29 protein-coding genes are annotated in these 26,326 nt (G+C 55.8%); 10 read left to right on the top strand and 19 right to left on the bottom strand.

Annotated features, from left to right (window positions below; translation table 11 throughout):
• Positions 1-77 precede the first annotated feature (77 nt).
• The 7 genes from mgtE to VFX97_09405 all read left to right on the top strand — a co-directional run bounded on the left by mgtE (position 78) and on the right by VFX97_09405 (position 5,855).
• Positions 78-1,442: a magnesium transporter gene (mgtE, locus tag VFX97_09375; protein HEX5703394.1), complete on the top strand. Its 1,365-nt coding sequence runs from the start codon at positions 78-80 to the stop codon at positions 1,440-1,442.
• Positions 1,439-1,822 carry a MaoC family dehydratase gene (locus VFX97_09380; GenBank protein ID HEX5703395.1) on the top strand — a complete coding sequence of 128 codons (384 nt, stop codon included), beginning with the start codon at positions 1,439-1,441 and terminating at the stop codon, positions 1,820-1,822. The genes mgtE and VFX97_09380 overlap by 4 nt, the downstream gene beginning before the upstream one ends.
• Positions 1,806-2,369, top strand: a complete 564-nt coding sequence (locus VFX97_09385; GenBank protein ID HEX5703396.1) for a DUF1697 domain-containing protein — start codon at positions 1,806-1,808, stop codon at positions 2,367-2,369. Before VFX97_09380 ends, VFX97_09385 begins: the two co-directional genes overlap by 17 nt.
• Before the next feature lie 81 nt (positions 2,370-2,450).
• Positions 2,451-3,560 carry a TIR domain-containing protein gene (locus tag VFX97_09390; protein ID HEX5703397.1) on the top strand — a complete coding sequence of 370 codons (1,110 nt, stop codon included), beginning with the start codon at positions 2,451-2,453 and terminating at the stop codon, positions 3,558-3,560.
• A 465-nt stretch (positions 3,561-4,025) separates the two neighbouring features.
• Positions 4,026-4,229 (top strand): hypothetical protein, encoded by a 204-nt coding sequence (locus VFX97_09395; GenBank protein HEX5703398.1) that lies wholly within the window; start codon positions 4,026-4,028, stop codon positions 4,227-4,229.
• A 447-nt stretch (positions 4,230-4,676) separates the two neighbouring features.
• A complete protein-coding gene (locus VFX97_09400; protein ID HEX5703399.1) occupies positions 4,677-5,429 on the top strand; it encodes a hypothetical protein in 753 nt (250 codons plus the stop codon).
• Between the two features lie 27 nt (positions 5,430-5,456).
• Positions 5,457-5,855, top strand: coding sequence for a VOC family protein (locus VFX97_09405; protein ID HEX5703400.1), 399 nt, complete (start codon positions 5,457-5,459; stop codon positions 5,853-5,855).
• On the opposite strand, the gene VFX97_09410 is transcribed toward VFX97_09405, so the two are convergent.
• Together VFX97_09410 and VFX97_09415 are read right to left on the bottom strand one after the other, a co-directional pair.
• Positions 5,809-6,141 carry a hypothetical protein gene (locus VFX97_09410; GenBank protein HEX5703401.1) on the bottom strand — a complete coding sequence of 111 codons (333 nt, stop codon included), beginning with the start codon at positions 6,139-6,141 and terminating at the stop codon, positions 5,809-5,811. The genes VFX97_09405 and VFX97_09410 overlap by 47 nt on opposite strands.
• 27 nt (positions 6,142-6,168) lie before the next feature.
• Positions 6,169-6,546: a hypothetical protein gene (locus VFX97_09415; GenBank protein ID HEX5703402.1), complete on the bottom strand. Its 378-nt coding sequence runs from the start codon at positions 6,544-6,546 to the stop codon at positions 6,169-6,171.
• A 193-nt stretch (positions 6,547-6,739) separates the two neighbouring features.
• Here VFX97_09415 and VFX97_09420 point away from each other — a divergent pair, with 193 nt between their 5' ends.
• Positions 6,740-9,223, top strand: coding sequence for a heavy metal translocating P-type ATPase (locus tag VFX97_09420; protein ID HEX5703403.1), 2,484 nt, complete (start codon positions 6,740-6,742; stop codon positions 9,221-9,223).
• A 376-nt stretch (positions 9,224-9,599) separates the two neighbouring features.
• Here VFX97_09420 and VFX97_09425 read toward each other — a convergent pair whose 3' ends face one another.
• The 14 genes from VFX97_09425 to VFX97_09490 all read right to left on the bottom strand — a co-directional run bounded on the left by VFX97_09425 (position 9,600) and on the right by VFX97_09490 (position 23,175).
• The gene (locus VFX97_09425) at positions 9,600-10,124 is read right to left on the bottom strand and encodes an SRPBCC family protein (protein HEX5703404.1); all 525 of its coding nucleotides are present in this window, start codon (positions 10,122-10,124) and stop codon (positions 9,600-9,602) included.
• Positions 10,121-10,573 (bottom strand): MarR family transcriptional regulator, encoded by a 453-nt coding sequence (locus VFX97_09430; protein ID HEX5703405.1) that lies wholly within the window; start codon positions 10,571-10,573, stop codon positions 10,121-10,123. The genes VFX97_09425 and VFX97_09430 overlap by 4 nt, the downstream gene beginning before the upstream one ends.
• A gap of 72 nt (positions 10,574-10,645) precedes the next feature.
• On the bottom strand, positions 10,646-11,560 hold the full coding sequence (locus VFX97_09435; GenBank protein ID HEX5703406.1) for a S1/P1 nuclease: 915 nt from the start codon (positions 11,558-11,560) through the stop codon (positions 10,646-10,648).
• Positions 11,561-11,726: 166 nt separating this feature from the next.
• Complete coding sequence (locus VFX97_09440; protein HEX5703407.1) at positions 11,727-12,071, bottom strand: cupin domain-containing protein; 345 nt, start codon at positions 12,069-12,071, stop codon at positions 11,727-11,729.
• A 138-nt stretch (positions 12,072-12,209) separates the two neighbouring features.
• Entirely contained in the window at positions 12,210-13,031 is an 822-nt protein-coding gene (locus tag VFX97_09445; protein HEX5703408.1) for a class I SAM-dependent methyltransferase, read from the bottom strand.
• 123 nt (positions 13,032-13,154) lie between these two features.
• Entirely contained in the window at positions 13,155-13,631 is a 477-nt protein-coding gene (locus VFX97_09450; protein ID HEX5703409.1) for a hypothetical protein, read from the bottom strand.
• A gap of 78 nt (positions 13,632-13,709) precedes the next feature.
• Positions 13,710-14,630 carry a TlpA disulfide reductase family protein gene (locus tag VFX97_09455; GenBank protein ID HEX5703410.1) on the bottom strand — a complete coding sequence of 307 codons (921 nt, stop codon included), beginning with the start codon at positions 14,628-14,630 and terminating at the stop codon, positions 13,710-13,712.
• A gap of 549 nt (positions 14,631-15,179) precedes the next feature.
• Positions 15,180-15,992, bottom strand: coding sequence for a DUF4198 domain-containing protein (locus VFX97_09460; GenBank protein HEX5703411.1), 813 nt, complete (start codon positions 15,990-15,992; stop codon positions 15,180-15,182).
• A 172-nt stretch (positions 15,993-16,164) separates the two neighbouring features.
• On the bottom strand, positions 16,165-16,641 hold the full coding sequence (locus VFX97_09465; protein HEX5703412.1) for a CYCXC family (seleno)protein: 477 nt from the start codon (positions 16,639-16,641) through the stop codon (positions 16,165-16,167).
• A 100-nt stretch (positions 16,642-16,741) separates the two neighbouring features.
• Positions 16,742-18,379 carry a hypothetical protein gene (locus VFX97_09470; protein ID HEX5703413.1) on the bottom strand — a complete coding sequence of 546 codons (1,638 nt, stop codon included), beginning with the start codon at positions 18,377-18,379 and terminating at the stop codon, positions 16,742-16,744.
• A gap of 79 nt (positions 18,380-18,458) precedes the next feature.
• The gene (locus tag VFX97_09475) at positions 18,459-18,743 is read right to left on the bottom strand and encodes a hypothetical protein (protein HEX5703414.1); all 285 of its coding nucleotides are present in this window, start codon (positions 18,741-18,743) and stop codon (positions 18,459-18,461) included.
• A 107-nt stretch (positions 18,744-18,850) separates the two neighbouring features.
• Complete coding sequence (locus tag VFX97_09480; protein HEX5703415.1) at positions 18,851-19,330, bottom strand: hypothetical protein; 480 nt, start codon at positions 19,328-19,330, stop codon at positions 18,851-18,853.
• A gap of 49 nt (positions 19,331-19,379) precedes the next feature.
• Positions 19,380-20,459 carry a hypothetical protein gene (locus VFX97_09485; GenBank protein ID HEX5703416.1) on the bottom strand — a complete coding sequence of 360 codons (1,080 nt, stop codon included), beginning with the start codon at positions 20,457-20,459 and terminating at the stop codon, positions 19,380-19,382.
• A gap of 85 nt (positions 20,460-20,544) precedes the next feature.
• Positions 20,545-23,175: a cytochrome P460 family protein gene (locus tag VFX97_09490; GenBank protein HEX5703417.1), complete on the bottom strand. Its 2,631-nt coding sequence runs from the start codon at positions 23,173-23,175 to the stop codon at positions 20,545-20,547.
• Between the two features lie 257 nt (positions 23,176-23,432).
• Here VFX97_09490 and VFX97_09495 point away from each other — a divergent pair, with 257 nt between their 5' ends.
• Positions 23,433-24,167, top strand: coding sequence for a cyclic nucleotide-binding domain-containing protein (locus VFX97_09495; protein ID HEX5703418.1), 735 nt, complete (start codon positions 23,433-23,435; stop codon positions 24,165-24,167).
• Positions 24,168-24,204: 37 nt separating this feature from the next.
• On the opposite strand, the gene VFX97_09500 is transcribed toward VFX97_09495, so the two are convergent.
• The 3 genes from VFX97_09500 to VFX97_09510 all read right to left on the bottom strand — a co-directional run bounded on the left by VFX97_09500 (position 24,205) and on the right by VFX97_09510 (position 25,620).
• Positions 24,205-24,468 (bottom strand): hypothetical protein, encoded by a 264-nt coding sequence (locus VFX97_09500; protein ID HEX5703419.1) that lies wholly within the window; start codon positions 24,466-24,468, stop codon positions 24,205-24,207.
• Between the two features lie 48 nt (positions 24,469-24,516).
• On the bottom strand, positions 24,517-24,942 hold the full coding sequence (locus VFX97_09505) for a glycine/sarcosine/betaine reductase selenoprotein B family protein (protein HEX5703420.1): 426 nt from the start codon (positions 24,940-24,942) through the stop codon (positions 24,517-24,519).
• Positions 24,943-25,155: 213 nt separating this feature from the next.
• On the bottom strand, positions 25,156-25,620 hold the full coding sequence (locus VFX97_09510) for a redoxin domain-containing protein (protein ID HEX5703421.1): 465 nt from the start codon (positions 25,618-25,620) through the stop codon (positions 25,156-25,158).
• A gap of 251 nt (positions 25,621-25,871) precedes the next feature.
• Between VFX97_09510 and VFX97_09515 the strand changes: the two genes are divergently transcribed.
• Positions 25,872-26,297: a Fur family transcriptional regulator gene (locus VFX97_09515; protein ID HEX5703422.1), complete on the top strand. Its 426-nt coding sequence runs from the start codon at positions 25,872-25,874 to the stop codon at positions 26,295-26,297.
• Positions 26,298-26,326 lie beyond the last annotated feature (29 nt).

Here is a 26,326-nt window from a genome sequence, read left to right on the forward strand (position 1 = left end):
CTGTTTGCCCGCGGCTTCGCAGCGCGTATGATGCGAAGCTCAACCCATTCGTGTCTTCGGCAAACTGGAGGTGATTCGTGCCTCAAAAGGACCTGCACAAACTTCTGGAGCGGATCCATCTGCGGCTGGATGAAAGCTCGGTCGGGATTTCGCACCAACTGGCCCATCTCGACGCAGCCGACTTAGCTGAGTTGCTTAACCAGTTGACGCTGGCTGAGGCCGCCACGGTCATCTCAATGCTGCCCATCCCGCGTGTGATCGAACTTTTCGATCATTCTGAGATGCGCCGCCGCGCGCCCATTCTTGAGCAGTTGGAGCCGGAACGGGTCGCGGCAATACTGGAAGGCCTCTCAGCGGACGAACGTACGGACGTCATCCAGCGGATGGGCCTGCATGAGTGTCATCGAGTCCTGCCGAAACTAAACCCGGAAATCCGCAAAGAGCTGGAGGGCTTACTTCAGTATCCGGCGCACACGGCGGGCGGCATCATGACCACCGAGTTTGTGCGGCTCGATTCGAAGCTAACCGTCGGCGCGGCGTTGAAGCACATCCGCGCCGTCGCGCGCGAGAAGGAATCCATCTACGCATGCTACGTATTGGATGAGAAAACAAACGCGCTGTTGGGGGCAGTCTCGTTGCGCGATCTGGTGATGGCTGAGCTGACTACGCCCGTCACTGAAGTGATGCGGCGCAAACCTGTGACGGTGAATGCGCTCGACGATCAGGAGCTGGTGGCGAAGAAGATCGCGAAGTACAACCTGCTCGCCGTGCCGGTGCTGGAACAGGATGGCAGTGTCGTCGGCTTCGTGACCGTCGATGATGTGATCGACGTGCTGGTCGAGGAACAGACCGAAGACATTTTGCGGATGGCCGGTGTTGAGCCGGGTGCGCTGGACAAGCCTTACTTCGACAATCCGATTAGTCGCGTAGTGCGCAAGCGAATCGTCTGGCTGCTGCTCTTGTTCGTCGCCGGCACACTCACGAGCGCTGTCCTGCATCGCTTCGAAGATGAGCTGGCCACGGTCGTGGCCCTGTCGTTCTTCATTCCGCTTCTGATTGGCACCGGCGGCAATGCCGGCGCGCAAACAGTAATGACTGTGATTCGCAGCCTGGCGCTCGGCGAAATCGGCATGCGTCACGCCTGGCGCGTGGTTCTGCGGGAAGCTTCGACGGGAATGATTGTCGGACTGCTGGTTGCGCCAATCGCGTTTGGACAAGCGCTGTTGTGGAACGTACCCATCGCGTTGGCGCTCACGGTGGCGGTTACGATGCTGGCGATTTGTCTTTGGTCAACAACGGTCGGATCGTTGGTGCCGATTGTCGCGGAACGATTCGGGGTCGATCCGGCCGTCCTGTCGGCGCCACTGATCACGACGCTCGTCGATGCGACTGGCCTGGTAATTTACTTCTCGATTGCAAGAATCATCCTGCCACAAATATGAAAATTGGCGACACGATTTCCTGGACGCGCTCTTTTAGCGAAGACGACATTCGTTTGTTCAATCGCGTCTCCGGCGATGAAGGGAGCCACCATGTAACGCCCGACGAACAAGGGCGGTTGATGGTTCACGGCCTGTTGACGGCGACGATTCCGACGAAGATTGGCGGCGATATGAACTTCATCGCCCGCGAAATGAAATTTCAGTTTTATCGCCCAGTATTTGCCGGCGACACAATCACCTGCGCATGTACCGTCGTTGAATTCGAACCAATGGAACGCTACACAAACGTCCGCACCGAATTCGTCTGCCGAAATCAGGACGGCAAAGAAGTGATGACCGGCCACGCTATCGGAGTTGTTCGCCATGAGCGCGCGCCCTAAACAAAAGTACGTAGCGTTTCTGCGCGGCGTCAACGTCGGCGGCAAGAAACCGATCAGGATGAAGCAATTAGCGGAAGTCCTGACCGCAGCCGGGTTTCGAAACGTGCGCACGTTCATTGCCAGCGGTAACGTGATCTTTGAAACTGTCGCAAAAGATCCGGCTCGCATCGCGAGGAAAATGGAGAAGCATCTGCTGACCGCCCTCGGCTATGAGATAACCGTGATCGTCAGAACTGTTGACGACTTGCGGGCCATCATCAAACGCAATCCTTTTAAGAAACCAAAACCGTCAGCGGACGAAATGCTTTTCGTAACGTTTCTGGCTTCGCCGCCGCCGGTAAAGCCTCGGCTGCCGCTTCGATCTAAAACTGAAAACATGGAAGTGATCGCTCTCACTGACGGCGCCGCATTCATCATCGCCCGACGCAAGAAGACCGGTTGGTTTGGTTTTCCCCACACGTTCGCGGAGAAGGAGTTCAAAGTTTTTACCACAACGCGGAACTGGACGACAGTGGTGAAGATTGTGGCGACGGCGGAGAAGAAATGAATTCGACGGCGGCTGCGGTATTATGGGCGGAACTGACTCGTATTTAGTGGTTGGGCGCTTGAAAAACCCACCAGGATCCTTATGTCCGATAACCAGAACCAAACCTCTTTTGATGTTGCCTTGTCTTTTGCAGGCGAAGATAGAACGCACGCCGAGGAATTAGCTACGCAACTCCGTGCCTACGGTATCAAGGTATTTTACGATGCTTTTGAAGAACATCAGTTGTGGGGCGAAAACCTCTATACATATTTGGCTGATGTTTACGGTAAGAAAGCGAAATTTTGTGTGATGTTCGTTTCCGAGAGTTATGCAAAAAAGCTGTGGACTTCTCATGAGCGTCAGTTCGCTCAGGAAAGGGCATTCAAGGAGAATAGGCCTTACATGCTTCCAGTTCGAATTGACGACACGGAAATACCCGGTCTCCTGTCGACAATTGGATATGTAGATTTACGTAAGGTGAGTGTTGAACATCTGACCAATCTTCTATTGAAAAAACTAGATATACCCCTTTCTGCTCAAGGCCGTTCAGCTTTCCCAACCATTATGTTAGACCTGGAAGCTAATCTGCTTCATGACGATGAAGAGTTGCTAGTTATTGCCGGGGAGATGCGTAATAACCTGGCCGTTAACGTTGAGCCCGCATTTATTCTTGAAGTCCCTGCGCTAAAGGAAGACGAAGACGAGCTATCGGACCTTGGGAAGAAAAGCTCTCCTTCGATCGAAGAAAGACGGCAAATGAACCAACTCAAGAAGGAGCTTTCAAATGCAGCCCGCACAATGGAGGAGATACGAAGGTGTATTAACGTCCTTCTTCGTGCCCAATTCTATCCAGTAACTGACGATGCAGATCTGATGCTCGCAATCAAGCGGATCTCCAATTTTTATGCCCATGGTCCAGTCATCCAAAACACTTTTAAATTCGATGTCTACAGGGAGAATGAACCAGGAGTTGTAAAGATCAATCTAAACCGCCAAGAACTGGCAAGCGTTGTCGAGCAGATTCATTGTCCCGAAGAAGTTATCCTAGGCGGTCATAAAATCTACTTACTTGAGCTGCCTCCAGCATTGCTCAGAGACAATATCTTCCCTTCTATGGTAATGCATTTTGTTTTTTGGCATTCCTCTAAGTTTACAGATGACAAAATAGTAGAAATGATTAATCCGTCTTTTTGGTGCATGGCGCGAGCTTAGCAAAATGAGGGACCTCCAATCCAGTATCGCGTCCAACAACTCGTTGAACCGGAGCGGGAGCAAGAGCAAGGATGAAGGCGGGAAGGATGAATGGATGCGCGTCCTCCGGTTAACGTCACGTTGGGTTTACTTACTCGACCAACCGCGCAGCGGTTAAAGAAGGTAGCCAGGGTAAGTCCCGACTTGTCGGGACGCCATCCCTGGATCAAAGCAGCAAAGAATTCCGAGCCCTGTAGGGGCGCGATGATTCCGGATTTCGGCAGGCGTGATCTCTGTCGCCCGCTTCGCGGGCTCGGGATCTTAAGAGAACCTGATCCCCGGGTTACGCTCGCTGCGCTCACTCACCCGGGGCTAAACTCTGTCGCCGGCTACGCCGGCTTGTTGATGCAGACATCCACGTTGGCGAAGTGCGTCAACTCACCACGTTAGGAGTCTTACGTTAGTCAAAGTAAAGGAGACACTTCCATGGCAGATCAGAAAGACAAGGCACAAGAGAAAAAGAGGCAGGAAGATTCTGGTAACAGCGATTCTGGTAACGATGAACAAGCGAGCGGCGACGGGAGCAGCGGGGGCAACATGGGTGCGGGAAAGTCTGGCAAGGAAGGTATGGGCAGCGAGAAGCCGAGCGATGACGAGCGGATGGGCAGCCAGAAGCCCGGGAACGACTGAATGCAGATGGCGAATTTCGAATTGCGGATTTGAATTCGCGCCGCCCCCGTTAGCGCTGACGTTTGGGCTACCCGATCGACCAACCCCGAGACGTCGGGGTTGCAGATGGTAGCCAGGGGTAAGTCCCGAATTGCCGGGACGCCACCCCTGGATCACGTCGAAAACATCCGCGCCCTGTAGGGGCGCAATACACGTCAGAAGCCCGACCGTGAGGTAGGGCAACATGAGCGAGATATCAACTCGGCCGTTTGAGAAATTGCCTTGCTTAGGCGCCGTCTTCTGACAGTGTCGCCAGTTTCGCGGGCTCGAGGCTAAACTCAGTCGCTCGGCTAAGCCAGTTCGTTGACGCAAACATCCACGTTGGCGAAGTGTTGAGTTCGGCGTTATTACATCGGCGCAACCATACAACTCGTTGCGCACCTTTAAATGTAAAGAAACGATTTACTCATGTCTTCAGATGTTGCTATCTTTCGGAAAACTTTCGTTTCGGGCGTCCTATCGCTGGCTGCGCTAGCTGCAGTCATTGGTTCACTCGCCTACGTGGCGGTCACACTGTTACACCCTGGAGGCGTCGGGAACGACCATCCCGCGATCTTCCGACACTACGCCACGTCTCAGACTTGGGTCGCGATTCACCTTGCCCAGCTTGCGGCGATAGTGGCGGGCTTGTTCGGCATTGCCGGACTCGCTGCCTCCATGCTGCGACTTCAGAGTAAGGGCCGCGTGCTCGCGCTGCTCGCCCTGGGTTTGGCGTTGGCAGGCATTCCCATCGCAGCTGTCCTGCAAGCGGCGGATGGCATCGCGCTGAAGCGAGCAGTGGATGTTTGGGTAGCCGATGGTGGCATAGTGGGGTCGGCCAGCTTTGCCGCGGCGAGGGCGATCAGGTGGTTTGAGGAGGGCGTGAACTCGATACTCGGCCTCACCATGGGCTGGACCGTCATCCTGGCCGGTGCCGCGATGGCGCGCGGCGCCGTCTATCCGCGCTGGCTCGGTTGGATCGGCGTTGTCATTGGCATCGGAGTTTTGATCGGCGCCATCCTCGTTGCCGAAACCGGATTCTCGCCGACGGCCCAAGTTTGGGTCCTGGCGCGGAACCCGGCGTTCTGGATTTGGACTGCGGTGGCGGGTGTTCTGATGTGGCGTCGCGTGCGACTCCTCGACGCCGCGGCCCCAACTTCGCCGGCTGGATCCGATCAGTAACAACTCATTCAATCGGAGGGGGTACCCATGACCCAGGCAGAAATTTCGGGCATCTCACCGTTTTTTATCGTGACCCACGTGCCGACTTCGCTCGCGTTTTACCGGGACCGGTTCGGGTTTGAGATCACTTTCGAGGGGCCTGAGCCTGACGACATTTTCTTCGGCATCGTCCGCCGGGGCGGTGCGCAGATCCTGATGAAAGCGGTGGGCGTAGCTCCCGTGCCGAACTACACGCGAGACGTCAAGCAAGGCGTCGCCCGCTGGGACGCATTTGTTATCGTCCCTGATCCTGACGCACTGGCGCTCGAATTTGCTTCGCGCGATGTCGAGTTCTTCATGCCACTCAAAGACACCCAGGACGGGTTGCGTGGTTTCGAGGTCAAGGACGCCGACGGCTATCTTTTGTTTTTCGGTCGTCCGCGGTGATGCGTGCCGGCGGAATAACAGAGCCTTTAACGTAAAGCCCTAGTTTTGAAGCAAGCAGCCAGAGGACAACCGACAACAGGAACAAGAACAGGGAAATTATTCCCGATACAAAATTACTATCGTGGTAGACGACTCCCTCCACCGGATCAAAATACCTCCCGTCCTCAAACCGGAAAACCCATTTCAAATAGAGTTGATAAAACACCCAGCCGAAGAAGAGACTTGCGCCGAAAGTAATCACCGAGATGATTCTGAGCGCCGCGCTTAGCAATCTGAGCGTTTTCATTCGTTTGCTTAGCCCTTATTCGCGCGTTCACCTGATCGATAGCGGAGGTAAATAGAGCCGGGCACGAATCCGGATAAGAAGTGTAACCGCTCCAATAGGAACGAGAACCACCCAAGCCAAAAGCGTTGCCAGATATCCCCAAAGATATGCGTCGATCCAGGCTGAACGGCCTTGTTCCCAGTCGAAGCTCAAAATCACTTTGAGGTCGTCCTGCATAAACCAGGGTAGCGGTTGGCCGGGGTGATACCGGGCCCAAATGCCTTCCTCACCTCCGCCGAAGGCTACCTGATACGTGGGGTAAGGTTTGACGACTAACGCGCCGGCAAAGGAGCCTTCGAAAAAGACGAGGCCGGTCATTCCGTAGAAGAAAGTCGTTATCGATGTGACGATGATTAGTTTCCGCATTATTGGAGGAGTTAAGCGTCGCACCAAGCGAAAGATTTGCGCGAGCGCGCTGCCCACAGGCGGCAGGGCGAGTTCCCACGGCGGGTCAAGACGGAACCAGTAGATGCGGGAGCGGTTACTGAATTCAACTTCTCCCTGCAGTTGATTTGAATGTTAACCGGTAGTTCGGTCTAATCTAAAGGCTATTAACAACGTGCATAATCATTCGAACTCTTCTGGCCGCGGCGCGATTGATCCGGTCTGCGGCATGACCGTTAATCCCGAGGCCGCCGCCGGCTCTTTCGAGTTCGAAGGCAAACAGTATTACTTCTGCCGCCAACAATGTCTGGAAAAGTTTCGCGAGGCCCCGCGGCGTTTCCTAACACCTTCCCCGCCTGCGCAACTCGTATCGATTGGACTTCAACGCCGGCCTAAGCCTCAGTCGCACTCAAGCGACACGCGCGAATACACCTGCCCGATGCATCCGGAAGTTCGACAGGTTGGGATGGGTAGCTGTCCGAAGTGCGGCATGGCCCTCGAACCTGTCTCCGCCGCGCCTGCGACGAAGATTGAATACACGTGTCCGATGCATCCCGAGATAGTTCGCGACGCGCCGGGCAGTTGTCCGATCTGCGGCATGGCCCTGGAGCCGCGCACGATCACACTCGCCGAAGAAGAAAACCCTGAACTCGTCGATATGACGCGACGATTTTGGATCAGCGCGGTGCTGAGCCTGCCGGTCTTTCTCATCGGCATGAATGATGTTTTGCCAGGTCGTCCGCTGGAACGCATCGTTTCAATGGACGCGTTGGGTTGGATTCAGTTCGTGCTGGCGACGCCGGTGGTGCTGTGGGGCGGGTGGCCGTTTTTCGTGCGCGCGTGGCAATCGCTCGTCAACATGAGCCTCAACATGTTCACGCTGATCGGTCTGGGCGTGGCGGTCGCTTACATCTATAGCGTCATCGCCAAACTCTTTCCTGACGTTTTTCCTGATTCATTTAAAGAACACGGTGTGGTGCCGGTTTATTTCGAAGCGGCCGCGGTGATCACAACGCTGGTCCTGCTGGGACAGGTCCTGGAATTGAAAGCGCGGAACCGCACTGGCGCGGCAATTCGCGCTTTGCTGGCGCTCGCTCCGAAGACCGCGCGGCGCGTTCAGGCAGACGGCGCAGAAGAAGACGTGCCGCTCGATCACGTAAGCGCCGGCGATCTCTTGCGTGTGCGGCCGGGAGAAAAGGTTCCCGTCGATGGAGAGGTTATCGAAGGCGCCAGCTCAGTAGATGAATCGATGGTCACCGGCGAATCGATTCCGGTCGAGAAACACGCTCGCGAAAGCGTCATTGGCGGGACCGTGAACACGACCGGTTCGTTCATCATGCGCGCCGAGCGCGTCGGAGCTGAGACCATGCTGGCGCGCATCGTGCAGATGGTTGCCGAGGCGCAGCGAAGCCGCGCCCCGATTCAGAAACTTGCCGATCGGGTCGCCAGCTTCTTTGTGCCTGCGGTCATCGTCGTCGCGATCGTTACGTTCCTGGTCTGGGCGTTCTTTGGACCTGAGCCGCGTTTGGCGCATGGCCTGATAAATGCGGTTGCGGTTCTAATCATTGCCTGTCCGTGCGCGCTCGGACTGGCAACACCAATGTCGATCATGGTGGCGATGGGCAAAGGCGCATCGGCGGGCGTGCTGTTCAAGAACGCTGAAGCGATCGAGATGCTGCGAAAGATCGACACGCTGGTCGTCGATAAAACCGGCACGCTGACGGAAGGCAAACCGAAGCTTGTGTCGATCACAACGGCAGCGGATTGGAATGAGGGTGAGTTACTTCGTCTCGCCGCCAGTCTCGAACGCGCTAGCGAACATCCGCTGGCGGCCGCCATCGTGCGCGGCGCGCAAGAACGCGGCATTGAACTTTCGAAGGTTGATGAATTCGAATCGCTAACGGGCCGTGGCGTTCGGGGAAAGATTGAAGAGCAGCACGCGGGACGCGTGCGTACCATTGCTCTGGGAAATCGCAAGCTGCTGGACGAGTTGAAGATTGAACCGGATGCACTGGCAGAGAAAGCCGAACAACTGCGCGCCGACGGTCAGACCGTGATGTTCGTCGGGGTTGATAATCGCATCGCAGGGCTGATCGGCGTCGCGGACCCAATCAAGGAATCGACACCCGAAGCCATTGAGCGGCTTCACGCCGAAGGCGTGCGCGTCATCATGGTCACGGGGGATAACCGGACGACGGCTGAGGCTGTGGCCCGAAACGTGAACGTGGACGAAGTCATCGCGGAAGTGCTGCCCGAACAGAAAGTCGAGATTGTGAAGCGACTTCAGAGCGAAAGCCGCGCGGTCGCGATGGCGGGCGACGGCGTCAATGACGCTCCCGCCCTCGCGCAGAGCCACGCAGGAATTGCGATGGGAACCGGTACCGATGTCGCGATTGCCAGCGCCGATGTGACTTTGGTGAAGGGCGACCTGCGCGGCATCGTTCGTGCGCGTCGGCTAAGCCGCGCGACGATGCGCAATATCAAGCAGAACCTCTTCTGGGCATTCATCTACAACCTGCTCGGCGTGCCCATCGCCGCCGGGGTCCTCTATCCGTTCTTCGGACTGCTCTTGAGTCCGATGCTCGCCGCGGCGGCGATGAGTTTCAGCTCCGTGTCGGTTATCGGAAATGCGCTGCGTTTGCGGCGAATGAGATTGTGAGCGCTTATCACATCAGATCTGACCGACACTATTCAACATGAGTCAGCCCGAAGGGCTGAAAGATAGTAGCCGGGGGTTGAGCGCGTCAGCGCGATACCCCCGGATCAAAGTGTATGTAATCTCTGACCCTGAAAGGGTCACAGAACTCGTCTTGCACCCCTTCAGGGTGTGAATTTCAGGTCTACGTGTCCGGGGTCTACGCTTCGCTGCGACCCCCGGCTACCTTCTTGCAACCCTGCGGGTTGCGAAACTAATTGATGTGTCAAGTATATTGATACCCTCGCCAAGCCTCGCCCTGGGCTTAGCTAAGACCGCTGCTACGCAGCTCGACGAGTTTGTTCTCGCACCCGGCTTAGGGCAAAGCTACTGACTCCAATTACTGCGGGCTCGCTGTTTCTCCGAACTTCTTTCCCAACGCCGTGAGATACGTATCCATGGTGCTGGTGTGGCCAAAGATATAGCGCGACATGAAGCGGAACAAAACATTCGAGACGTCCCCGTCTTCGGTGATCTTCACCCGCGTGCCGCCGTTCTCGTCCGACAGTTCATAAGTCCACTGACCTGAATAACCAAGATCCGTGTTCAGAATTCGCGTGACTATCCGTTGATTCGGCACGTCCTCGGTCACTTCGTACGTCACGTCGTCGTTTCCGTGTTCAAGGAACCGCAACTTCTGTCCCGGGGTTTCGATGATGTCGATGCTCTTCACCCCACTTCGCCACGCCGGCGCAGATTTGAAGTCGCGGATGACGGCGTACACGTCCGCACGCTGTTGGCGCAGCACGATCGAACGCGATGCGGTATGGGCCCTCGGCAATTGCGAACCGATCAAAGCCATGACGGCGAAAACTAAGACGACTACCCCGATGATGCTTGCGACAATGACAATCGCGGTCTTCATGCGTCCTCCTCTGCCCCGAGTTCTCGGGCCGCGCGGGCCAGCAATGCCAGACCGTCCAGCGCTGCTTTGCGATCGGCAGGTTTCAACTTCTTCAAAAGCTGGCGCACGCGCTCGCGATCCAGCACCGAGGTTTCCGACATCGCCTCAGCGCCCCGATCAGTCAAACGAATCTCACGCCGCCGCTTGTCATTAGCCGGCGCGTCGCACGTGAGATAGCCCAGATTGGTCAAGCGCTTGATGCTTGCAGAAAGCGTGGAAGGCGTGACGCTAAGGTGCCTGGCGAGCGCACGCGGACTTAACCCTATCGTTCGATCGAGATGTGACAGAATCGCCGAGTCATGCGCCGACAGCTTCCACCGGGTCGAAGCCGCGCGCACATGATTAGTGTGGCAGGCAAGATAGATCTGGGGATACAACCGCTGCACTTCGTAAATGTCATCGGCGCTCATGCGCGCGATTATAGAAAGCAGCGATAGTTCGTCAAATCAAACAATTGCGTTTCTGAGTGCGTCCAAAAACAGTTACGGCCAGATTGAGTTAAGCAGCGCCGCCAGACGATAGCCGCCCCACGCGACTCGTTTGCGCGCGACGCGCGTAGCCGTCCGGTTGTAAGCCGTGCTCGGTATCCCGTTGTTCGTAATGCCCCGGTAGGCCACGTCCTTCGCAAGTTCGTGGCTTTCCTCCGACCAACCGGCGAAATCAGTCGGATTGTTAAGATTCAGCGCTGGATCCGTAGCGCGATATGTTCGAATTATCGTGGCGACAGGCCCGGGAATCTGGTTCAACGGCGGCGGGGCGAAGTTTGGCCCTGTCTTGGGAAACGTGCCGATCCCTCCGTCCCAATAGCTATGCAGATTCGTGTTCTTCATCGTGCCGTTCGGTTGGCGAATTTTCAAATTCACCGAATTGCCGCCCCGATCGCCGGTCGGCAACGCCGCGCTGACACGGCTGGCGCAATGCAAAGGTTGATGTATGTCACCGACAAAATGAATGATGAAGCGCAACGCCTGCGCGCGCGCATGGTCGTCAGTGCTGGTTTTCAGGATGTTTACGTTCTCCTCAAGGGCCGTGACGATGTTGTTTGGTGGCAGGTCAGTCGGCAGAGGCGTGCCATCTTCAGAAAAAAACTTGTCAATAAAGTGAAGCTCCTTGAACGAATCGAATTCAGGGAACGGCCTCAGATCGTCGGCCCAGTGCGAAGCATTAATGAAGTTTCTGCTGCGCTGTGTGACGGCGGAGGGGTTAATCCGAATCGCCAGCAGCCTCCGCGCCTGCGCTTTGGCGCGCGGGTTCAGACGGTCGAAGGCAATTTGAGCGGTCATCATGTGTCCGCCCGCTCCCCAACTTAATGAAAGCGTCGGGGTGATGAGAATGAAACAGACCACCCCAATCGCGATGCGACTTTGAAACGTGTAGTGCCATTTTTTTATCTTCATTGAACTCTCCTTCTGCTTGAGGGGCGAATGAGCCGGCGGCAGTCGTCCGCCGTAGAGACAAAGGCTGCAATCACGCCGTTCTATATCATAGACAGCGGTTACAGACCACAGTTTGTTCGCGATCGCGGGGTCGGAGAGCTTCGTGGAGGGTTGCCTTCGCGGGAGCTTAATCCGGATCGGCGAGCGGCACGTAGTCGTATGCACCGATTCCCTGCAACACCAGGAAGGTCGCCGAGCTGTCTCCGGCGTTTCTGATCAAATGCGGGCGGCCCGGCTCGACCTTATACGTTTCGCCCGGCCTGAGCTCGATCGTTTCCTTCGGATCCTTCAGATGAATTCGAATTCGGCCGGCGATAACGTAAAAGGTGTCGTGGATTGTCGTGTGATAGTGCCAGGGAACGATCTGCGTTGGAGAGATTTGTAGTTCGTTGATGCGAAAGCCGTCGCGCTCGGCGTGTCGCACACGACGCTCGACCGGATAAAGCTCAGTAGCATCCGAATAAGATTCCATCACGGGACGAGGTAAAGCTTATTACTTGTGCGCGAGGCTGTACTCACCGCTCAAATCATCTTAGTGGCCCCCCGCAGGACACACGATCGGATTGTTCCCTGCGGAGGATGAGCGGCTTTATTCGAGTCGGCCAGTAGCTCAGCGCGCTACCGTCACGCGCAGAAACGTTGCCGGAATTGTCGTGCCTTCCGCACTCGTGTTCTGGCTGGTGAAAAGCTCTTCGAGTTCACGTTGCAGGTCGGCAGCACGGCCGCTGGTTTCCGCGGCGTCGAATGCATTCATGGTTGGACCATAATAATTCCGGAACTCATTTACGTATGCTGCCGGCGGGCCGTCGAAGCGGAAGACAAAAGTATCCCTGTCAAACGAGATTTTTTCCGCCGGAACTCCCGCGCCGGCGAAACGCTCGGTGACGTTGCTCTCTATGCCCCAGGTCATTGGGCTGATAAAGCCTTCCGGCGGCGGCGGGGTGTAAGCGGAACTGATCTTCAGAATCTGCGCGACCAGCGTCGGGTCATTGGGAATCCAATTTCCCATGACGATGCGTCCTCCCGGTCGCGTCACGCGCACCATCTCTTTGGCCACGTCAAAAGGTTTAGGGGCGAACATCGCGCCGAAAATACTGACGACCAGGTCAAACTCCTCGTCAGCAATCGGGTGCAGATTCGTCGCGTCGCCTTCGCGAAAAGTAATGTTCGTGAGACCGTGCGAGGCTGCGCGCCGGTTGCCAGCGTCCACCAGATTCCGCGCGATATCGACACCTAGAACTTCAGCGCCTGACTGTGCCGCCGGCAACGCCGTAGTACCATCCCCGCAGCCAAGATCGAGCACCTTGAGCCCCTTGCTGATGCCGATGCGCTTAACGAGATCCTCGCCGCTTTCGCGCATGGTGGCGGCGATGCGAGTGAAATCGCCTTTCTCCCAAAGCGCTTTATTTGGATTGATGGCGGTAGCTGACATGTGATTACCCTTTCTGCTTCAGGCAACTCTTAAGAGCATCGATTTGCGCGGCGGCATTCAATCAGGCGTGGTCGTCAAAATCAAGTGCGAACGTACTTCTGCGAGTTCCTCTACATCTCTCATTCAGAACGTCACACTGTAGCTCATGCCGGGATCGCGTCCTTTTACCATGATCAGCGAGAGCGCGTGGCGACCGCGAGTGAAATTCAGCAGCGGGTGGACGTTTACACCGTTGTAGGTCGCGAGGATCGAGAAGCCTTTCGGCAGAAAGATGTTGAGTCCGCCCACCGGTCGCAGGCGATCGTCGAAGGTTCCGAATGCCGCGCCCACGTACGGCGCAATTGGCAGCCCCGTTTCGCTCTTGAGACTCTTGCTCAAGGTCACATAGAAGGATTGCCCGGAAGGAGTGCCGATGCGATCGGTGCTGGTGCCGAACATCAGCGCCGGCCGGTTCTTCGTTTCAGTCACCGCCAGGAAGTTTGCGATCACGCCCACTTCGCCAACACGCGGGTTGTATTCAACGCCGGCGGTAAGACGCGGATGAAAGCGGTAAGTGAGGGTCGTGCGCACAGCGGCGCGCGGAATTTGATTCGTGAGCAATCGGATGCCCAGCGTCCACTTTTGTTTATTTTCGTTTCCTGCCCCGCTCACGGCGCGGCCCTCGCCCGGTCAAAGCGGTCAACTGGGAACTGAAGAGACTTCGCCCGGACGCTTCGTCGTGACGGCGATGTCTTGGCGTGGGTCGGTAGGTTCGCCCGTCGTCGCCACGTTCGCAGAGAGCATGGCATCAATTTGTTTCTTCAGATCGGCTTGATTAACGACACCCGAAATCACGCGCGCGATGCGTCCGTCTTTTCCGATAATGACTGAACCCGGCAACGCGGTTCCCAGTCCAAACCTCAGCATGTCCGAGCTGGTAGCTCCCATCCAGATGGGAAAATTGATTTTGGTCTCTTTGATGAATTGCAGAACTTTGGCGCGATCGGCGGCCTCATCAGTTGAAGCGCCAATCACCTGCACCCCGAACGCTGCATATTCGTTTTGAATGGCGGCGAGGTCCGGCATCTCCTCTCGGCACGGGATGCAATACGTCGCCCAGAAATTGAGAACAACGATGCGGCCTTTGAAAGAACTTAAACTCTGTTCGGCGCCGGAGAGATCTTTGAGCTTGAGCTCGACTTCACTGCCTACCACTTTCGCGGCATCGCGCTCAGCCGGGCTCGGCTCCCGGACCTTTAGCTCATCGACGCGAAAAATCTTTGTATCTTTCTTCGTCTGGACTGAGCCGGTCACGCCCACACGCTTACCAACAAACTCCAGCCAGTTCTTCCCCGGCAAACGAAATTTGCCCTGCTCAAGTTGGTAAAGCGTGAACTGATCGCCCTCGCGCACCGCCAGCAGAGTTGGATCGCCACCCTCGACGCACGACTTCGCTTTAAGCAGATCTTCAGCAGTTCCGAACTCGACTTTGGTGCGATCGGCTTCGGCCCAGCATTCCGCGCAACACACGACCTGGCCCTCGAGAGTCACCGCCGGTTTTTGCGCCACAACTGTCAGCGCGAACATGAGGCAAATAATTAGACTTAAAAACAAACGCATGGTTGAAATTCCCTAAGCAAGATAGAACACACCCGTACTCTTGAAAACACAGGACGCATTAAAACTATGCTTGGAAGCTAGATCCGATAGACGCAGAGACGTTCGGGAGGAGGATGTTTTGTTGAGCAGGGAATGATCGAACCACCCGGGGCGCGCGATCCAAGGTCGATAGTCGAGTCAGCTCGCGGGAGCTGCGCTGAGTTGGCTTTTGGTTGCAGGTCGTTCCGTTCTTTCGTTGCCAAAGCACTCGGCGCGAACTCAAACGCGCAAATTTCAATACATGGCGCTTCTACTGCGGTACCGCTATGGTCAGGGGATTCCTCGGGAGCTTCGGAACATGTCCACACGCACCCCAGAAAACCTCCGAAGATAGCAATCGGAAGTACTAAAGCTAAGGTTCGTTGAAGTGCGGCTCGTCGAAGCATTAAGGGAAAGGATTATACATGATAAGCAAGCGTTGAAGATGTCCGGGAACAAGTGCGAAATGTTTTCTACCTGATGGGATTCCCTCTTGCAGGGCTTCGACTCTTTTCCGCTATCGCGTCAAAGTTACTTAATCTCGAACGTCAAACTCGCCCACTTCGATTCGTAATTCAGATTCGGTTCAGAGAGTGGCGTCATGTGGATGAACTTGATGAACCACTTTCCCGCGCCGCGAAGCGTGATGCGCGCCATGCCGTTTTTATCGGCGCGCGCAGCGAACGTGTGCAGTTTGCCATTCCGCGATTCCCAACCCGCCATCACAAACTGGTTGGCGATTGGCTTTCCTTCCAGCAGACACAGCACCGAAATCGTTTGGCCGGCTCTCAGCGAATAAGGATTCTGTTGTGGAATTAACTCAACCGGATAATGGAAAGCCTTTTTGTAATCCTCCGTAAGCGTGTCGCCGACCTGAAAGACTGCGCGCACATGTTTCGAATAGCGCTCGCGCACGTCCTTGCCCAATTGACCATCGCGTTTGCGCGCGGCCAGCGTATCGGGAATGCCGTCGTGCTTCAAATAGTCATTAAAGTCCGCCGCCTTAAGTTCGATTTCGCGCGGCCGGGTGGAAGCACCCATCAAGTAAGTTCCGGGCTGCCCGGTTTCAAAGTCCATGAGCGTCGTCTTTCCTTCAGCGCGCCATGCGAAGTGACTTTCGGAGAGACTCCGGGTGTTGGGTGTGATGACGGTCAAATCCTGCAGCCGCTCGCGGGCAACCGCGCCATCGCTCTGCTGAAACGTTCCGTTCATCAGCCGCACGGTCACTTTTGAGTTCGGCTTCAGAAAGTATGTGTCGAGTCTCAGGAAAAGATCGTGGGCGGTCGCCGAGGCAAGCAGAACCAGGACGGCGATTAAGGTTAAGAGAAGTCTGCGAAGAAACATGATCCGAAGAAAACCACCGCTAATGGGGATGACAAATGAGACGGCATCAATCGAACGCTCGCAAACGAGTTGCCGAAATTAACACGAGTCTCCCCATAACGGAAGATTGCCCCGGCCTTCGTCACTGACAAGATTTCGCCGACTTCTCAATGTGTTGTCAGTATTTGGGGGACTAGTTCAACGAGCCGAACTGCTTAACGATCTCTTCGCGTATCTGCTGCGGCGACAACCCGCGTTTTTGCAGGTTGTAAGCGATCAAAACCTCGTCCACGCAGACGGCGCAATGGGCTGCGTGATCGTCGACGTAACAGCTGTGCAGACTCTTGTGGCCAAGGCCGCGATCGCAGTGACAGTAGCAAGGCAATTGCGCGAGCAACTGCGGCGCCTCGCGCGCGATGCGGTAAGCATCACGCGTCTTACCTATAAATTTTTCCGGTTCAAGCGTGGCTGCCAGGCTGATTCGTGGTGGCTCTGTTTCGTAGTGAGCGGGGATTGATTTCGCGTCTGATGAAGCTGGCGCGGATTGATGCTCGTCAGGGCGTGCCGCTTGTTCTGTTTGTGCCGGCTGACCTTGTCCGCAACTCAAAGCAACCGCCGCGAGCGCGACAGCCGCAACTCCAATAATCACGAAAGTAAGTGATCTTTTCATACTCATGTCTCTTCGATGCTCGATTCCCACACGCGGGTGGTACTGATTAATGCATGTGATCGTGCGGTCCGCTAAACCGTCGTACCTAATGGCGATATGCTCAGTGACCGACGTGGCTACTCATGTTCATCTTCGCCGGTCTCAAACGCATAAAGATTTTCCACGAAACCGGATTGTCGCCGTAAATGCCGTCGAGGATCGCAGGTTTTGAATAGAACGTCACGTCACCGCCAACCGCCAACGAGACTTTATCTGTGTTCCAGAGGTCGCGCGCGCCACCAAAGGTAAATGCGCCGATACGAAATACCGGGTGGTGCTGCGCGATTCCCAGCAGTGCACGATCGGACGGTCGGAGCAGATCGTCTTTGTCGACTAACTCCAGTCGTGTGTACAGATAATTCTTGTCGATAAACTGGACCGTTGATTCGGCGACGTAACTGTTCAGATTAATGATGCCGTCGTGATGGCCGCTCACGTGATTGCGGCCCCAAACGAACGCCGACGCCCAGTTGCCGCGCTTGAACTTACGATTGTACTGAAGCGATGCCGTGGTCCGCCGCACATCAACTTCAGGTTCGTTCCCTTCCGGGCTTCGCAAGAATCCGTGACTGACCTGCAGCGCCCAGTTTCGGTTCGGCATAAACCACAAACGCGCTGCGCGCGAGTTCCACTTGTGCGCGTCAAAGTCATACCGATTTTCGTCCGGCTCGCGCCCGTTGAAGATCGAACCTTCAAGTTTGAACCAGCGATAGGTAAATCCCGTGGTCAACACCCCGAAGGTGATGTGTGTCGAATCCTGAAGGTGATGCGCGAGTGACGCCGCCGAATTTTCCGAAGCGGACGCGCGGTGCATGAACGGGACCGGCCCCAGCGCCGGTTCGCCCGGATAACCAAAGTACGTGAACCAGGTGCCGCGTTCACCGAGCGGGTGCGTGTACTGCGCCGATAATTCCATGAACAAGTCGTGAGGATGCTGGCGATCGATTATCGGCTGGCCTTTGTATGTCTCGCCGGTTTGAAACAGTAGCGGCGAACCGCCGGGCGGAAACGTGAACGGTTCAGCGCTGAACATTCCGCGCAGCTGCAAAGTGCCACGGCCCAGTTTGCGAAAAGCCATCGGCATAAACCAATTCGCTGATTCGAATTTTGTCACGCCCCGCGGTCCGCCCTGCGCATTCACGTTCACAAATACGTTGTAGTGAAGCATCAACAGCCAGTCGTTCCTGGTCCAATGATGCATATACATCGGCGCCGAGGAAGGCTGCGACGCCGTCCCTGACGCCATCGCCCCCATCGACATAACGTTCTTGTCGCTTGAGCCAACCCGAATTCCCATATCGTCGCCGCTCATCACCAGCATCGCCGGCAAAGGTGACAAGAGCTTGGTCGGGTCGACCTTCTGGATCGGAAGATGTTGATGCGGCGTCTGTGTCGGTATCAGCACTTCAGGCGAAGGCGTCGCTGCGGGCATGTGTTGATGCGGAGTCGCTGAAGGCGAAGCCGCGGGCATCGGCATTCCCGGCGTGTGCTGGTGCGGAGTCGCCGCCGGAGAAGCAGCCGGCGCCGGCTTCGGACTGACCGGCGTATGTACGTGAGGCGGAATCGGCGACGGCGAAGCAGCAGGCTTTGGCTTTGGGGCGGGCTTGCCATGGCCCTCGTGCTGCGCCAATCCACTGCCGACAAAAATCAACGACAACAATGCCACCAACAAAACAACGGAAACTTTTGGACGGCTCATTTCACTTACTCCAACTACGCGGGGAGAGAATTTGGGTGCGGCCCGAACTTGGCGCCGCACCCAACGAATAACCGCATCGCTACGGTTTAGTTTTGCCGTCCTTGTGCTTCGAATGGTTCATCTCACATGAATCACCGGAACAGCAGCAGCATTCGTGACCTTCAGATTTAACGGCGCCTGCTTTCTTCTCGCCGTCTTTCATCATCGGACACGAATCGCCTTTGCAGCAGTCCATGGCCACGCAACAACATTCTGCCTTCTTGTTCGGGTCGCTTTGCGTGTTGGTTTGCGCATACGCGATACCCGCCACTGCGATTGAGAGCCCCAGCACGAGGCCCAGAGTAAAGCCTTTTATGTTTTTCATTTTCGTCTCCTGCAAAAAAGATCATTGCCTGATAGCAGCGAAGACACTGCTACCCGTCAGAACCACCTGCGTGAGCGGGTGGCTAAACATTACCTGCAGGCAGACTTCTAGATTAGAAAGGCACAACCGCGGAGGTATAGGTGATGTTTATCCGGCAACCGCAGAGGAACATCAGGCGGCGTCGGGGATAAATTCGCGAGGGCGAACGAAGTCGAATCATTGGGCGCGAGGACGCTCGCGTCATCGTGCGTTTGATTGCGAGAGCTGGTCACAAATAACCCGTTCACGAGCGGGCAACAGCTCATCGCGTCTGGTCGACCGGGTCTCGGAGTATTTCGTTGCTCGAAGGCTTTGGTGATTTGTGGACGTGAATTCGCTTCTTTCTGCGCGCGGCGGCCCTGCTTTGCGTGACAAGCGGCATGCTGTGATGCGCCCATCTCGCCGTGGTTCGTTGAATCAGCGGCCGCAGAATCGCCGGCAGCGGCGTGCGTAGCCTGCGCGGAGCGCACCAGCACGCAACCCGCACCGGCGCACCAAAGCATCAGGGTGATGGCCAGAGCCTTGAAAAGTTTCGCGCCCGAATTCACGTCAGCAGTCTACTCCTCGCGTAGATTTATTGTCGAGCAACCCAATAAATCATGGGAATCGCGGAATATCCTTTGACTGAGGGCCCTTGACCGGCTCTTCAGAACCGCTCTGCCATTCGCCGAATTCATTGACGTAAAAGTTAATGATGCGAATCCAATTTTCGCCGACCACGGTCCGGGTGCGGTAAAAGGTCTTCTCTGTGTAAGTTGCTCTCACCGGAAAGATAATCGTGCCGGGTCTACCGCCGCTATCGCGTGAAGCCACCCATGGGCGCGGAGCAGCGATTTCCAGCGCGGTCACATCAATCGTCATCGCCCCGTCCATGCCCTTTTCGGCGGGCTTTTCGCCTTTGTCGCAGCGGATAATTTTCTTGAGCAGTTCGGCTGAGGGACGCGCTCCGTTTTTAACCCGAGTTTGCTGAACTGGACAATCGAGAATGGGCCGGTCAGCCGAAAGTGTGTTGTTTTCGTCAACCGTTACTTTGCCGACCGAATTATCAACCGGCGGAGGCGCAGCCGCCGCTCCTGTTAACGGTCGTGTCCGATCTGTAAAGCACAGTCCGCCTTCCGGTTTGGTCGATGCGTATTTGTCCAGCCGCACGCGGTGGATGTAAAAGTACTTACCGGTCTTATCTTTCTCCAAACCGGGATTATCGTTTTCTTTAAAAGGCAGGACCGTCCCTTTGAGCCAATCGTTGATTCCGCTCCCGTCGCATTCAACGCGGTCGCCGGGTTTGAATTTCGCACCCAATTCATTTTTTGCCGTTTCGTTTCCGGCCCGCTGAGTTTTGTCCGCTTCAAGTTGGTTTTGCGGAGGTTTAGCGGCCCCATCTTTGGACGTGCGAATATGTTTAGTCTGAACCAAAACGCCTTCAGGGTAACTCGCTTTCCATTTATCAATCAGCACGCGGGCGAGGTAGTACTCCCCTTGAAAGAGTGGCTGGTCTTTCTCTAAAAAAGGGAGCACCGTTCCCGTCATCCAATCGTTGATTCCGCTCGGATCAACTTCGACTCGGTCGCCGGGTTTGAACTTTTGCGCGACCGCCGACGAACTCGCGAATATCAAAACTACGAATGCGAGTGCGGCAAACACCACTTGTTTTCGCCAGTTTGATTCTTGTTTTTTCAATTTGATTCTCCTCTGAATGGTCTCCTCTGCAGGGAACGCTCCAAACTATTAACTTTATTCGCTCTTCACAACTCGATCGCAGGGTTCATGGGCACGCCGCGCTGCTCGCATCCCTTATTCCACGCGTCGCGCACACCAGCGGCAGCTTCCAACCTTCGACCGGCGTGCCTTCAACGGTGAGATGACTCGCGAGATAGGCAAGTCGCTGCGTCTCGGGACCACGGCCAGTCTCGAACCGCTGCTTCAAGTAGTAAGGCGGAATGGCTTGATAGTTGAGCGTGACGCGCACCACGACGATTGCGCGCGTCCGTTCGTTTAGCGGAATCCGATAAGTGAGATTGTCAGCGCCCGTTGCGCCGGACTTTCCGTTGTAGTCAGGATCGTGCTCGGCGTCGCCATGCGGTGCGGTGAATTCGGCAAGCGGTCCGTCCGTCCGCCAACCCTTCGGTAAAAAGCGATTGTTCTTCAGCGCATGATCCAGTCCGACGAAACTCGTGGTGATCTTTCCTTCCGGGTCGGCAACGATTTCTTCGTAAATCTGCGCCTGCGACTCGTTGCTGATCGTCTGATGATGCGGTTGCCACACCTGCTTGCGCGTGGCGGGATCGAAAAAGAATTCCGTCGGCAGAACTTCTTCACTCGTACCTTTCACGATCCCGCCGACACTGTTCGTGCGGCCTGACGCCCAGACGACATTGCCCTTTTCGTCCAGTGCTTCGAAAGTAAGAAACGCGCGACGAAATGCCACCCCGGACGGAAGACTGTGACCGGCGAGATTCTCAACACGAACCTGCGCTTCAATGAATTGATCAGCTTGTTTTAGGGACGTAACGGAAATCTTCGCCGTCTGTTCGCGCGCCATCTCAGTGCTTGAACGTTGCGCGGTGATCAGCCCGAGCGCGCCTTGAGCGAACATATAATCGGAAGTGCGGATGCCCAGGATGTCAGGAAACTGCTGGAACATCATCTGGCCGAACTGATTCAACGCGACCAGGGTGTGACGCGCGTATTTGGGGCGGACCTGCAAAGTGATGTCTTTGTTTGGCGCGCGGCCGTCCGTAAACGGATATGTCTCGTCTTCGATGTTCGCGATGCGAAACGAAAGATCGAGATCGCGCAGCTTCGTGGGCATGTGACAATCCTGACAGGTCTTCGCCTGCGCGCGATCGATTGGCTCGCGCTCGTTCTGGTAGACACTGTTCTGCCATTCGGGATAAGTCATCTGCTCGTGAAATTCTTTTGGCTTGCCGTTCTTGTCTTTAACCTGGCGGCCGTTCTTATCAAAAACGGGAAGGATGACCGTGTGGCAACTGCCGCATAGCGCGGAAGTTTTAATGTGCGGCGTTTCGCGCGGAGTAATTCCGAGCGCGTTTTTCATCGGCAGTTCCGTCGGTTTCTCGTACGGCCCGTTCGTCACGTCGGGAGGGTCAAGTTTGAACTTGCCGGTGAAAGTTTCCGGCTTGCCGAGGTCATCTTTCGAAATGCGATGGCAGGCGCTGCAAGAGACGCCGTCGCGCGCCAGCGCGCCATACTTTCCATCCGGCTCGTCCGGCAGCGCATAAACCATATCGTGCGCGAACGGCTTGCCTTTGTCAGATTCGACCTGACGCTGGCCCATCACGCCGTGACATCGGTAACAAGTGTTGTCGAAGAATGACGCCTGCGACGGATAAAGAGTCTTTTCCGACTCGAGCTGGGCGTGAAAAATCGGATCGCGACCCGACAGGCCCATCAGCGAAGCGCGCCACTCTGTGTACTGCGAAAGATTGACTGGCTTGTTTCCGTAAGCGCCGTACTGCAGAGCCATGTTCTCGGGAGACGCGCCATGACAACCCAGGCATTGGCTCGACGTGAGGAACCCTTTCGGTCCGCCGGCTTCGGGAATAACGTGATCCAAAGCTTCGCCGGGAAAACTTTTAACCGACTTCGAAGAAACGATTGGCAGTCCGGCAAACAGTTTCAGGAAATTCGGATCCGGACTTTCCCGCGGCTTCGCAAATTGACCCACCGCAAACGGACTGGTTTCCGCCATCTGCTGATGTTCGTTCTTGGGGTCCTGGAAGACGGCGCCCGGAAGCGGCGGCGGCGACGCAATTCTGAAAGTGATCGGATCGTGTTCGACGTTTCGCAGATCGATGAATGTCGATTCCTTCGCCGCTGACGCGTGACAGCGCAAACAGTAAAGACCAAAACCTGAGTCTGGATAATCGATGGCGGGATTGTCAGGCGTGTAGCCCGGCGCATGATAAGACCAGTACCAACCGTCGAATGACGCTTTGCGGTCTTTGACCATCACCGTCCAGCCGCGCAGCTTTGCATCCTGTTTGGCGGGATCGCGAAACATCTCTTTGACGATTACCGCGCCGTCGGCAATCTCGCCTTCACGATTTCTTTTCTTGAGCCAGTCCCAGGCCTCCGGCGAATAGAAAATCTTGACGGCGTTGTGCGTGCCGAACGATTTGCCCGCGATGAAAGGGCCTGTGTTGCGGATTTCGCGATCGTTGACCCATTTTTGATAACAACGCTTTTCAAGAAATGCGTAGAGTGTCTTCTGGAAAGCCTTCGCGCCGACTTCGCTCGGACGCGGCAATGGAAAAGCGATGTCGCACGGGGCAGTCTGATCGTACTGTTGAGCATCGCTCGTCAGGGTCAACGCGAGCGTGCCGATCAGTAGAAACGTCAGGATCGCAACTTTAAGAATGGTGCGGGGGGTCATAGATGTCGTCGCAGCGGGCGGCGTACATACTAATTTAGTTTGTTCGGGCCGGAAAGAAGAATTTTCCGTTTGCTTTTCTTTATGTGTCTCTGTGTATCTCTGTCTCTCTGTGGTTACTGATCGTTACTCACCACGGAGACACGGAGATATCACTGAGGCGCACCGAGAAAAGCGATCAGGATTAGGGGCTTGCGCGTCAAAATTCTGAATGGCAAGATGCCGGTTCAGTTCGCGGACGTGACCGCGGGCTCTTCCCGATGGATTACACACTCTTAATCGGTCAGCTCTCCGGGCACCTTGCTTCCATCCTGACGATGATCGCGTATCTGTTACGCGACATTCTCTGGCTGCGCTTTCTCACAATCCTCTCGTGTTTTGCCGGCATCATTTTCAACTATGTCGTGCCCGCGACGCCTTTGTGGACGGTGATTTGGTGGAACGTGCTGTTCGCGGTCATTAACATTGTCCAAATCGCCATCATCATCCGCGAACGTACCGGAATCGACTTCACTGAAGAAGAAAAGGAACTGCACGACACGCTCTTCAAGAATTTCGCGCCGTTTGAGTTCATGAAGTTGATGCGCATCGGTCACTGGCGACAGGTTGCGCCCGGCGACATCCTGGCGGTTGAAGGACAGACGCTCGATGAAGTGATGATGATTTACAACGGGCGGCTTTCGGTCGAACGCGGCGGCCAGGTGTTCGCGGAGTTGCTGGACGGCAACTTCATCGGCGAAGTGAGTTTCATCAGCGGCGGCGCCGCGACCGCGACCGTGCGCGCCGTTGAACCAACGCGTTACCTGGCCTGGTCAAAGAAAGAGATCGACGGGCTTCTGAATCGGAATCCCACCATGCGGCTGGCCATGCAGGCGCTGTTAAGCAGCGATTTGAGCAGAAAGCTAGCGCGACGTGCGCCGTCGTTTGAAGCCAAGATTCCGGTGATTGTCAGCACCGAGAGCGGTAGCGATCGCATCGACAAGCGGTCTGGTTAGTCGGAAGGGGTCAGGTCGGTACCTCCCGGTACTGAAACTAGGATCCGACCTTCTTCACGCGCGGCGGCTCGAACTGCTCACCATAATTGGGGTATTCGATCGTCACCGTTTCACCTGGGCGCGTGTTCTGAGTCAGCAATTCCAGCGCGTCGCGCAAAACTTTCTTTTGCAAGTCGCGCATGCCGGGACGGCCGAGGCTGTTGCCGATCTTAAATCCCTTCGGATAAAGCGCGCGTGGCGGACGCATCTGCGCTGACACTTCCGGGCTGACGGTAATCAGAACCGTCGGAATCCCTTTCATTTCAATTTCACGTTGGACCGCGACGACCGTGCGGTGACAGACGCTGGGTCAGCCACCGGTAAGAATGACCGCGTCGGCCCGCGAGCCCTTATCGATGTCATTGGCGATTTCACGCGCGGTGCCCTCATACATCGCCTTGAGCTGCATGGTGTAACCCATGTACCCGATGTGCTTTTTGGCGATGCCGCCGATGAAGCCTTCCGCGTGGAGATCGCGCAGCACGTCGATCGGAAAGACGACGTTGATGTCTTCGTCAGCGTCGCGATGATCGTAGTGATGATGAGTGACCATCAGGTCTCGGGAATCAACATCCGGTAGGATCTCGCGATACGTCAGGTCGCCAAGTTCGTCGGCGATGTTGAACCCTTCCTGATCCTTAAGGTGCACCCCACCGGCAGTGACGATTGCCACGGTGGTCTTCGAAAGCTCGCGTTCGAAGGGAGTGAACGGAACGCATTTGCGAGAGATAGTCATTGTGGAAGTAGGTTAGCAAACCAGCACGTCTGTGCAAAAGCGGCTCTGTGTCTCTGTGTCTCAGTGCCTCGGTGGTGAGTGAACTTGCGAAAAATTCACCACAGAGTCACGGAGGCTTCACCGAGGCACAGAGCGAAAATGAAAATGCCAGATGCCGGATTGCGTCCGACATCTGACATCTGATTTCTGACTTCTGACTTCTGACTTCTGCGCTTACAGCTTCCGCAACACCTCAAACAACTCTTCGTTGTCCGGCTGATCGGAAATGTCGTGAATGTCTACGTGGGCGAACTTGCCTTCCTTGTCGACGATAAATATCGCGCGCTCGGAAATGCCGTCGCTCGCCCGGTACGCGCCGAAGGCCTGCGCTACTTCGCCTTTGGGATGAAAGTCGCTGAGAAGATCGTAGGAAAGTCCGCCGAGACTTTTTGCCCAGGCGGTGTTGCACGGAACGCTGTCGACTGAAATGCCCAGGACCTGGGCATCGTACTCGCGGAAGCGGTCGAGATCCGCTTCGTACGCGGGCATTTGTGCCGTTCAGACTGGTGTCCAGGCCAGCGGGTAAAACGCGATCACTACATTTTTCTTGCCCCGGAAGTCTGAGAGCTTCACCTTCTTGTCTTTCTCAAGGTTGCTCTTCAGCTCGAAATCCGGAGCCATGTCTCCAACTTCAGGCATGAATCTAGTCCTCCTTCGAGTTAATAACCGTTTTGTAATTCACCCAAGCGTAAACCTTCGTCGCAGATCGTTCAAGAGAACGCGAGAATTATTGTTCCTCTGTGACTCTGTGGAACTTTGTGTCTCTGTGGTGGAGTTCCTCGCGCGCAAGATTAACCACAGAGGCACCGAGATATTCACCGAGACGCAAAGACGAAACCATCCTCGTCGCCGCTTGACTATAAATTTAGAATTAGTATAATTCGCAATTCATGGGAACGCGCAAAACAGCAAAACGAGGGAACGAACCAACGCTGCGGGGACTGACCCGGCAGCGTCGTCTGGTGTTGGATCTCGTGCGCGCTAAAGACGTGCATCCCACGGCGGCCGAAGTCTTCGAACAGGCGAGCAAGGCGATGCCCGGCATCAGCTTCGCAACGGTTTACAACTCGCTGCGGTTTCTGAAAGACGCAGGCATGATTCGCGAAATTGCCTCATTCGGTAAGAGTCCCAGCCGCTACGACAGCGAAACTTATCGGCACGATCATGCCGTTTGTTCATCGTGCGGCAACCTGGTCGATTTTGACCTGCCCGGGACGGTGGAACTGATGCGATCAGCCGCGCGCGCGGCGCGCTTCAAGGCTGAGTCGGTGCATTTGACCCTGGTCGGGATTTGTCCGAAATGTCGGGCGGAATAAGCAGTTCGTTTTAATTTGAAACGTCGCGA

Source organism: Pyrinomonadaceae bacterium, assembly GCA_036277115.1.
In the GTDB taxonomy this organism is placed as follows: Bacteria; Acidobacteriota; Blastocatellia; order Pyrinomonadales; family Pyrinomonadaceae; genus UBA11740.

Bases quoted from the DNA above. Each gene is read 5' to 3' on its own strand.
- VFX97_09380 (HEX5703395.1), top strand. From the start codon at position 1,439: ATGAAAATTGGCGACACGATTTCCTGGACGCGCTCTTTTAGCGAAGAC.
- VFX97_09385 (HEX5703396.1), top strand. From the start codon at position 1,806: ATGAGCGCGCGCCCTAAACAAAAGTACGTAGCGTTTCTGCGCGGCGTC.
- VFX97_09390 (HEX5703397.1), top strand. From the start codon at position 2,451: ATGTCCGATAACCAGAACCAAACCTCTTTTGATGTTGCCTTGTCTTTT.
- VFX97_09395 (HEX5703398.1), top strand. From the start codon at position 4,026: ATGGCAGATCAGAAAGACAAGGCACAAGAGAAAAAGAGGCAGGAAGAT.
- VFX97_09400 (HEX5703399.1), top strand. From the start codon at position 4,677: ATGTCTTCAGATGTTGCTATCTTTCGGAAAACTTTCGTTTCGGGCGTC.
- VFX97_09405 (HEX5703400.1), top strand. From the start codon at position 5,457: ATGACCCAGGCAGAAATTTCGGGCATCTCACCGTTTTTTATCGTGACC.
- VFX97_09410 (HEX5703401.1), bottom strand. From the start codon at position 6,141: ATGAAAACGCTCAGATTGCTAAGCGCGGCGCTCAGAATCATCTCGGTG.
- VFX97_09415 (HEX5703402.1), bottom strand. From the start codon at position 6,546: ATGCGGAAACTAATCATCGTCACATCGATAACGACTTTCTTCTACGGA.
- VFX97_09425 (HEX5703404.1), bottom strand. From the start codon at position 10,124: ATGAAGACCGCGATTGTCATTGTCGCAAGCATCATCGGGGTAGTCGTC.
- VFX97_09430 (HEX5703405.1), bottom strand. From the start codon at position 10,573: ATGAGCGCCGATGACATTTACGAAGTGCAGCGGTTGTATCCCCAGATC.
- VFX97_09435 (HEX5703406.1), bottom strand. From the start codon at position 11,560: ATGAAGATAAAAAAATGGCACTACACGTTTCAAAGTCGCATCGCGATT.
- VFX97_09440 (HEX5703407.1), bottom strand. From the start codon at position 12,071: ATGGAATCTTATTCGGATGCTACTGAGCTTTATCCGGTCGAGCGTCGT.
- VFX97_09445 (HEX5703408.1), bottom strand. From the start codon at position 13,031: ATGTCAGCTACCGCCATCAATCCAAATAAAGCGCTTTGGGAGAAAGGC.
- VFX97_09455 (HEX5703410.1), bottom strand. From the start codon at position 14,630: ATGCGTTTGTTTTTAAGTCTAATTATTTGCCTCATGTTCGCGCTGACA.
- VFX97_09460 (HEX5703411.1), bottom strand. From the start codon at position 15,992: ATGTTTCTTCGCAGACTTCTCTTAACCTTAATCGCCGTCCTGGTTCTG.
- VFX97_09465 (HEX5703412.1), bottom strand. From the start codon at position 16,641: ATGAAAAGATCACTTACTTTCGTGATTATTGGAGTTGCGGCTGTCGCG.
- VFX97_09470 (HEX5703413.1), bottom strand. From the start codon at position 18,379: ATGAGCCGTCCAAAAGTTTCCGTTGTTTTGTTGGTGGCATTGTTGTCG.
- VFX97_09475 (HEX5703414.1), bottom strand. From the start codon at position 18,743: ATGAAAAACATAAAAGGCTTTACTCTGGGCCTCGTGCTGGGGCTCTCA.
- VFX97_09490 (HEX5703417.1), bottom strand. From the start codon at position 23,175: ATGACCCCCCGCACCATTCTTAAAGTTGCGATCCTGACGTTTCTACTG.
- VFX97_09495 (HEX5703418.1), top strand. From the start codon at position 23,433: ATGGATTACACACTCTTAATCGGTCAGCTCTCCGGGCACCTTGCTTCC.
- VFX97_09500 (HEX5703419.1), bottom strand. From the start codon at position 24,468: ATGAAAGGGATTCCGACGGTTCTGATTACCGTCAGCCCGGAAGTGTCA.
- VFX97_09505 (HEX5703420.1), bottom strand. From the start codon at position 24,942: ATGACTATCTCTCGCAAATGCGTTCCGTTCACTCCCTTCGAACGCGAG.
- VFX97_09515 (HEX5703422.1), top strand. From the start codon at position 25,872: ATGGGAACGCGCAAAACAGCAAAACGAGGGAACGAACCAACGCTGCGG.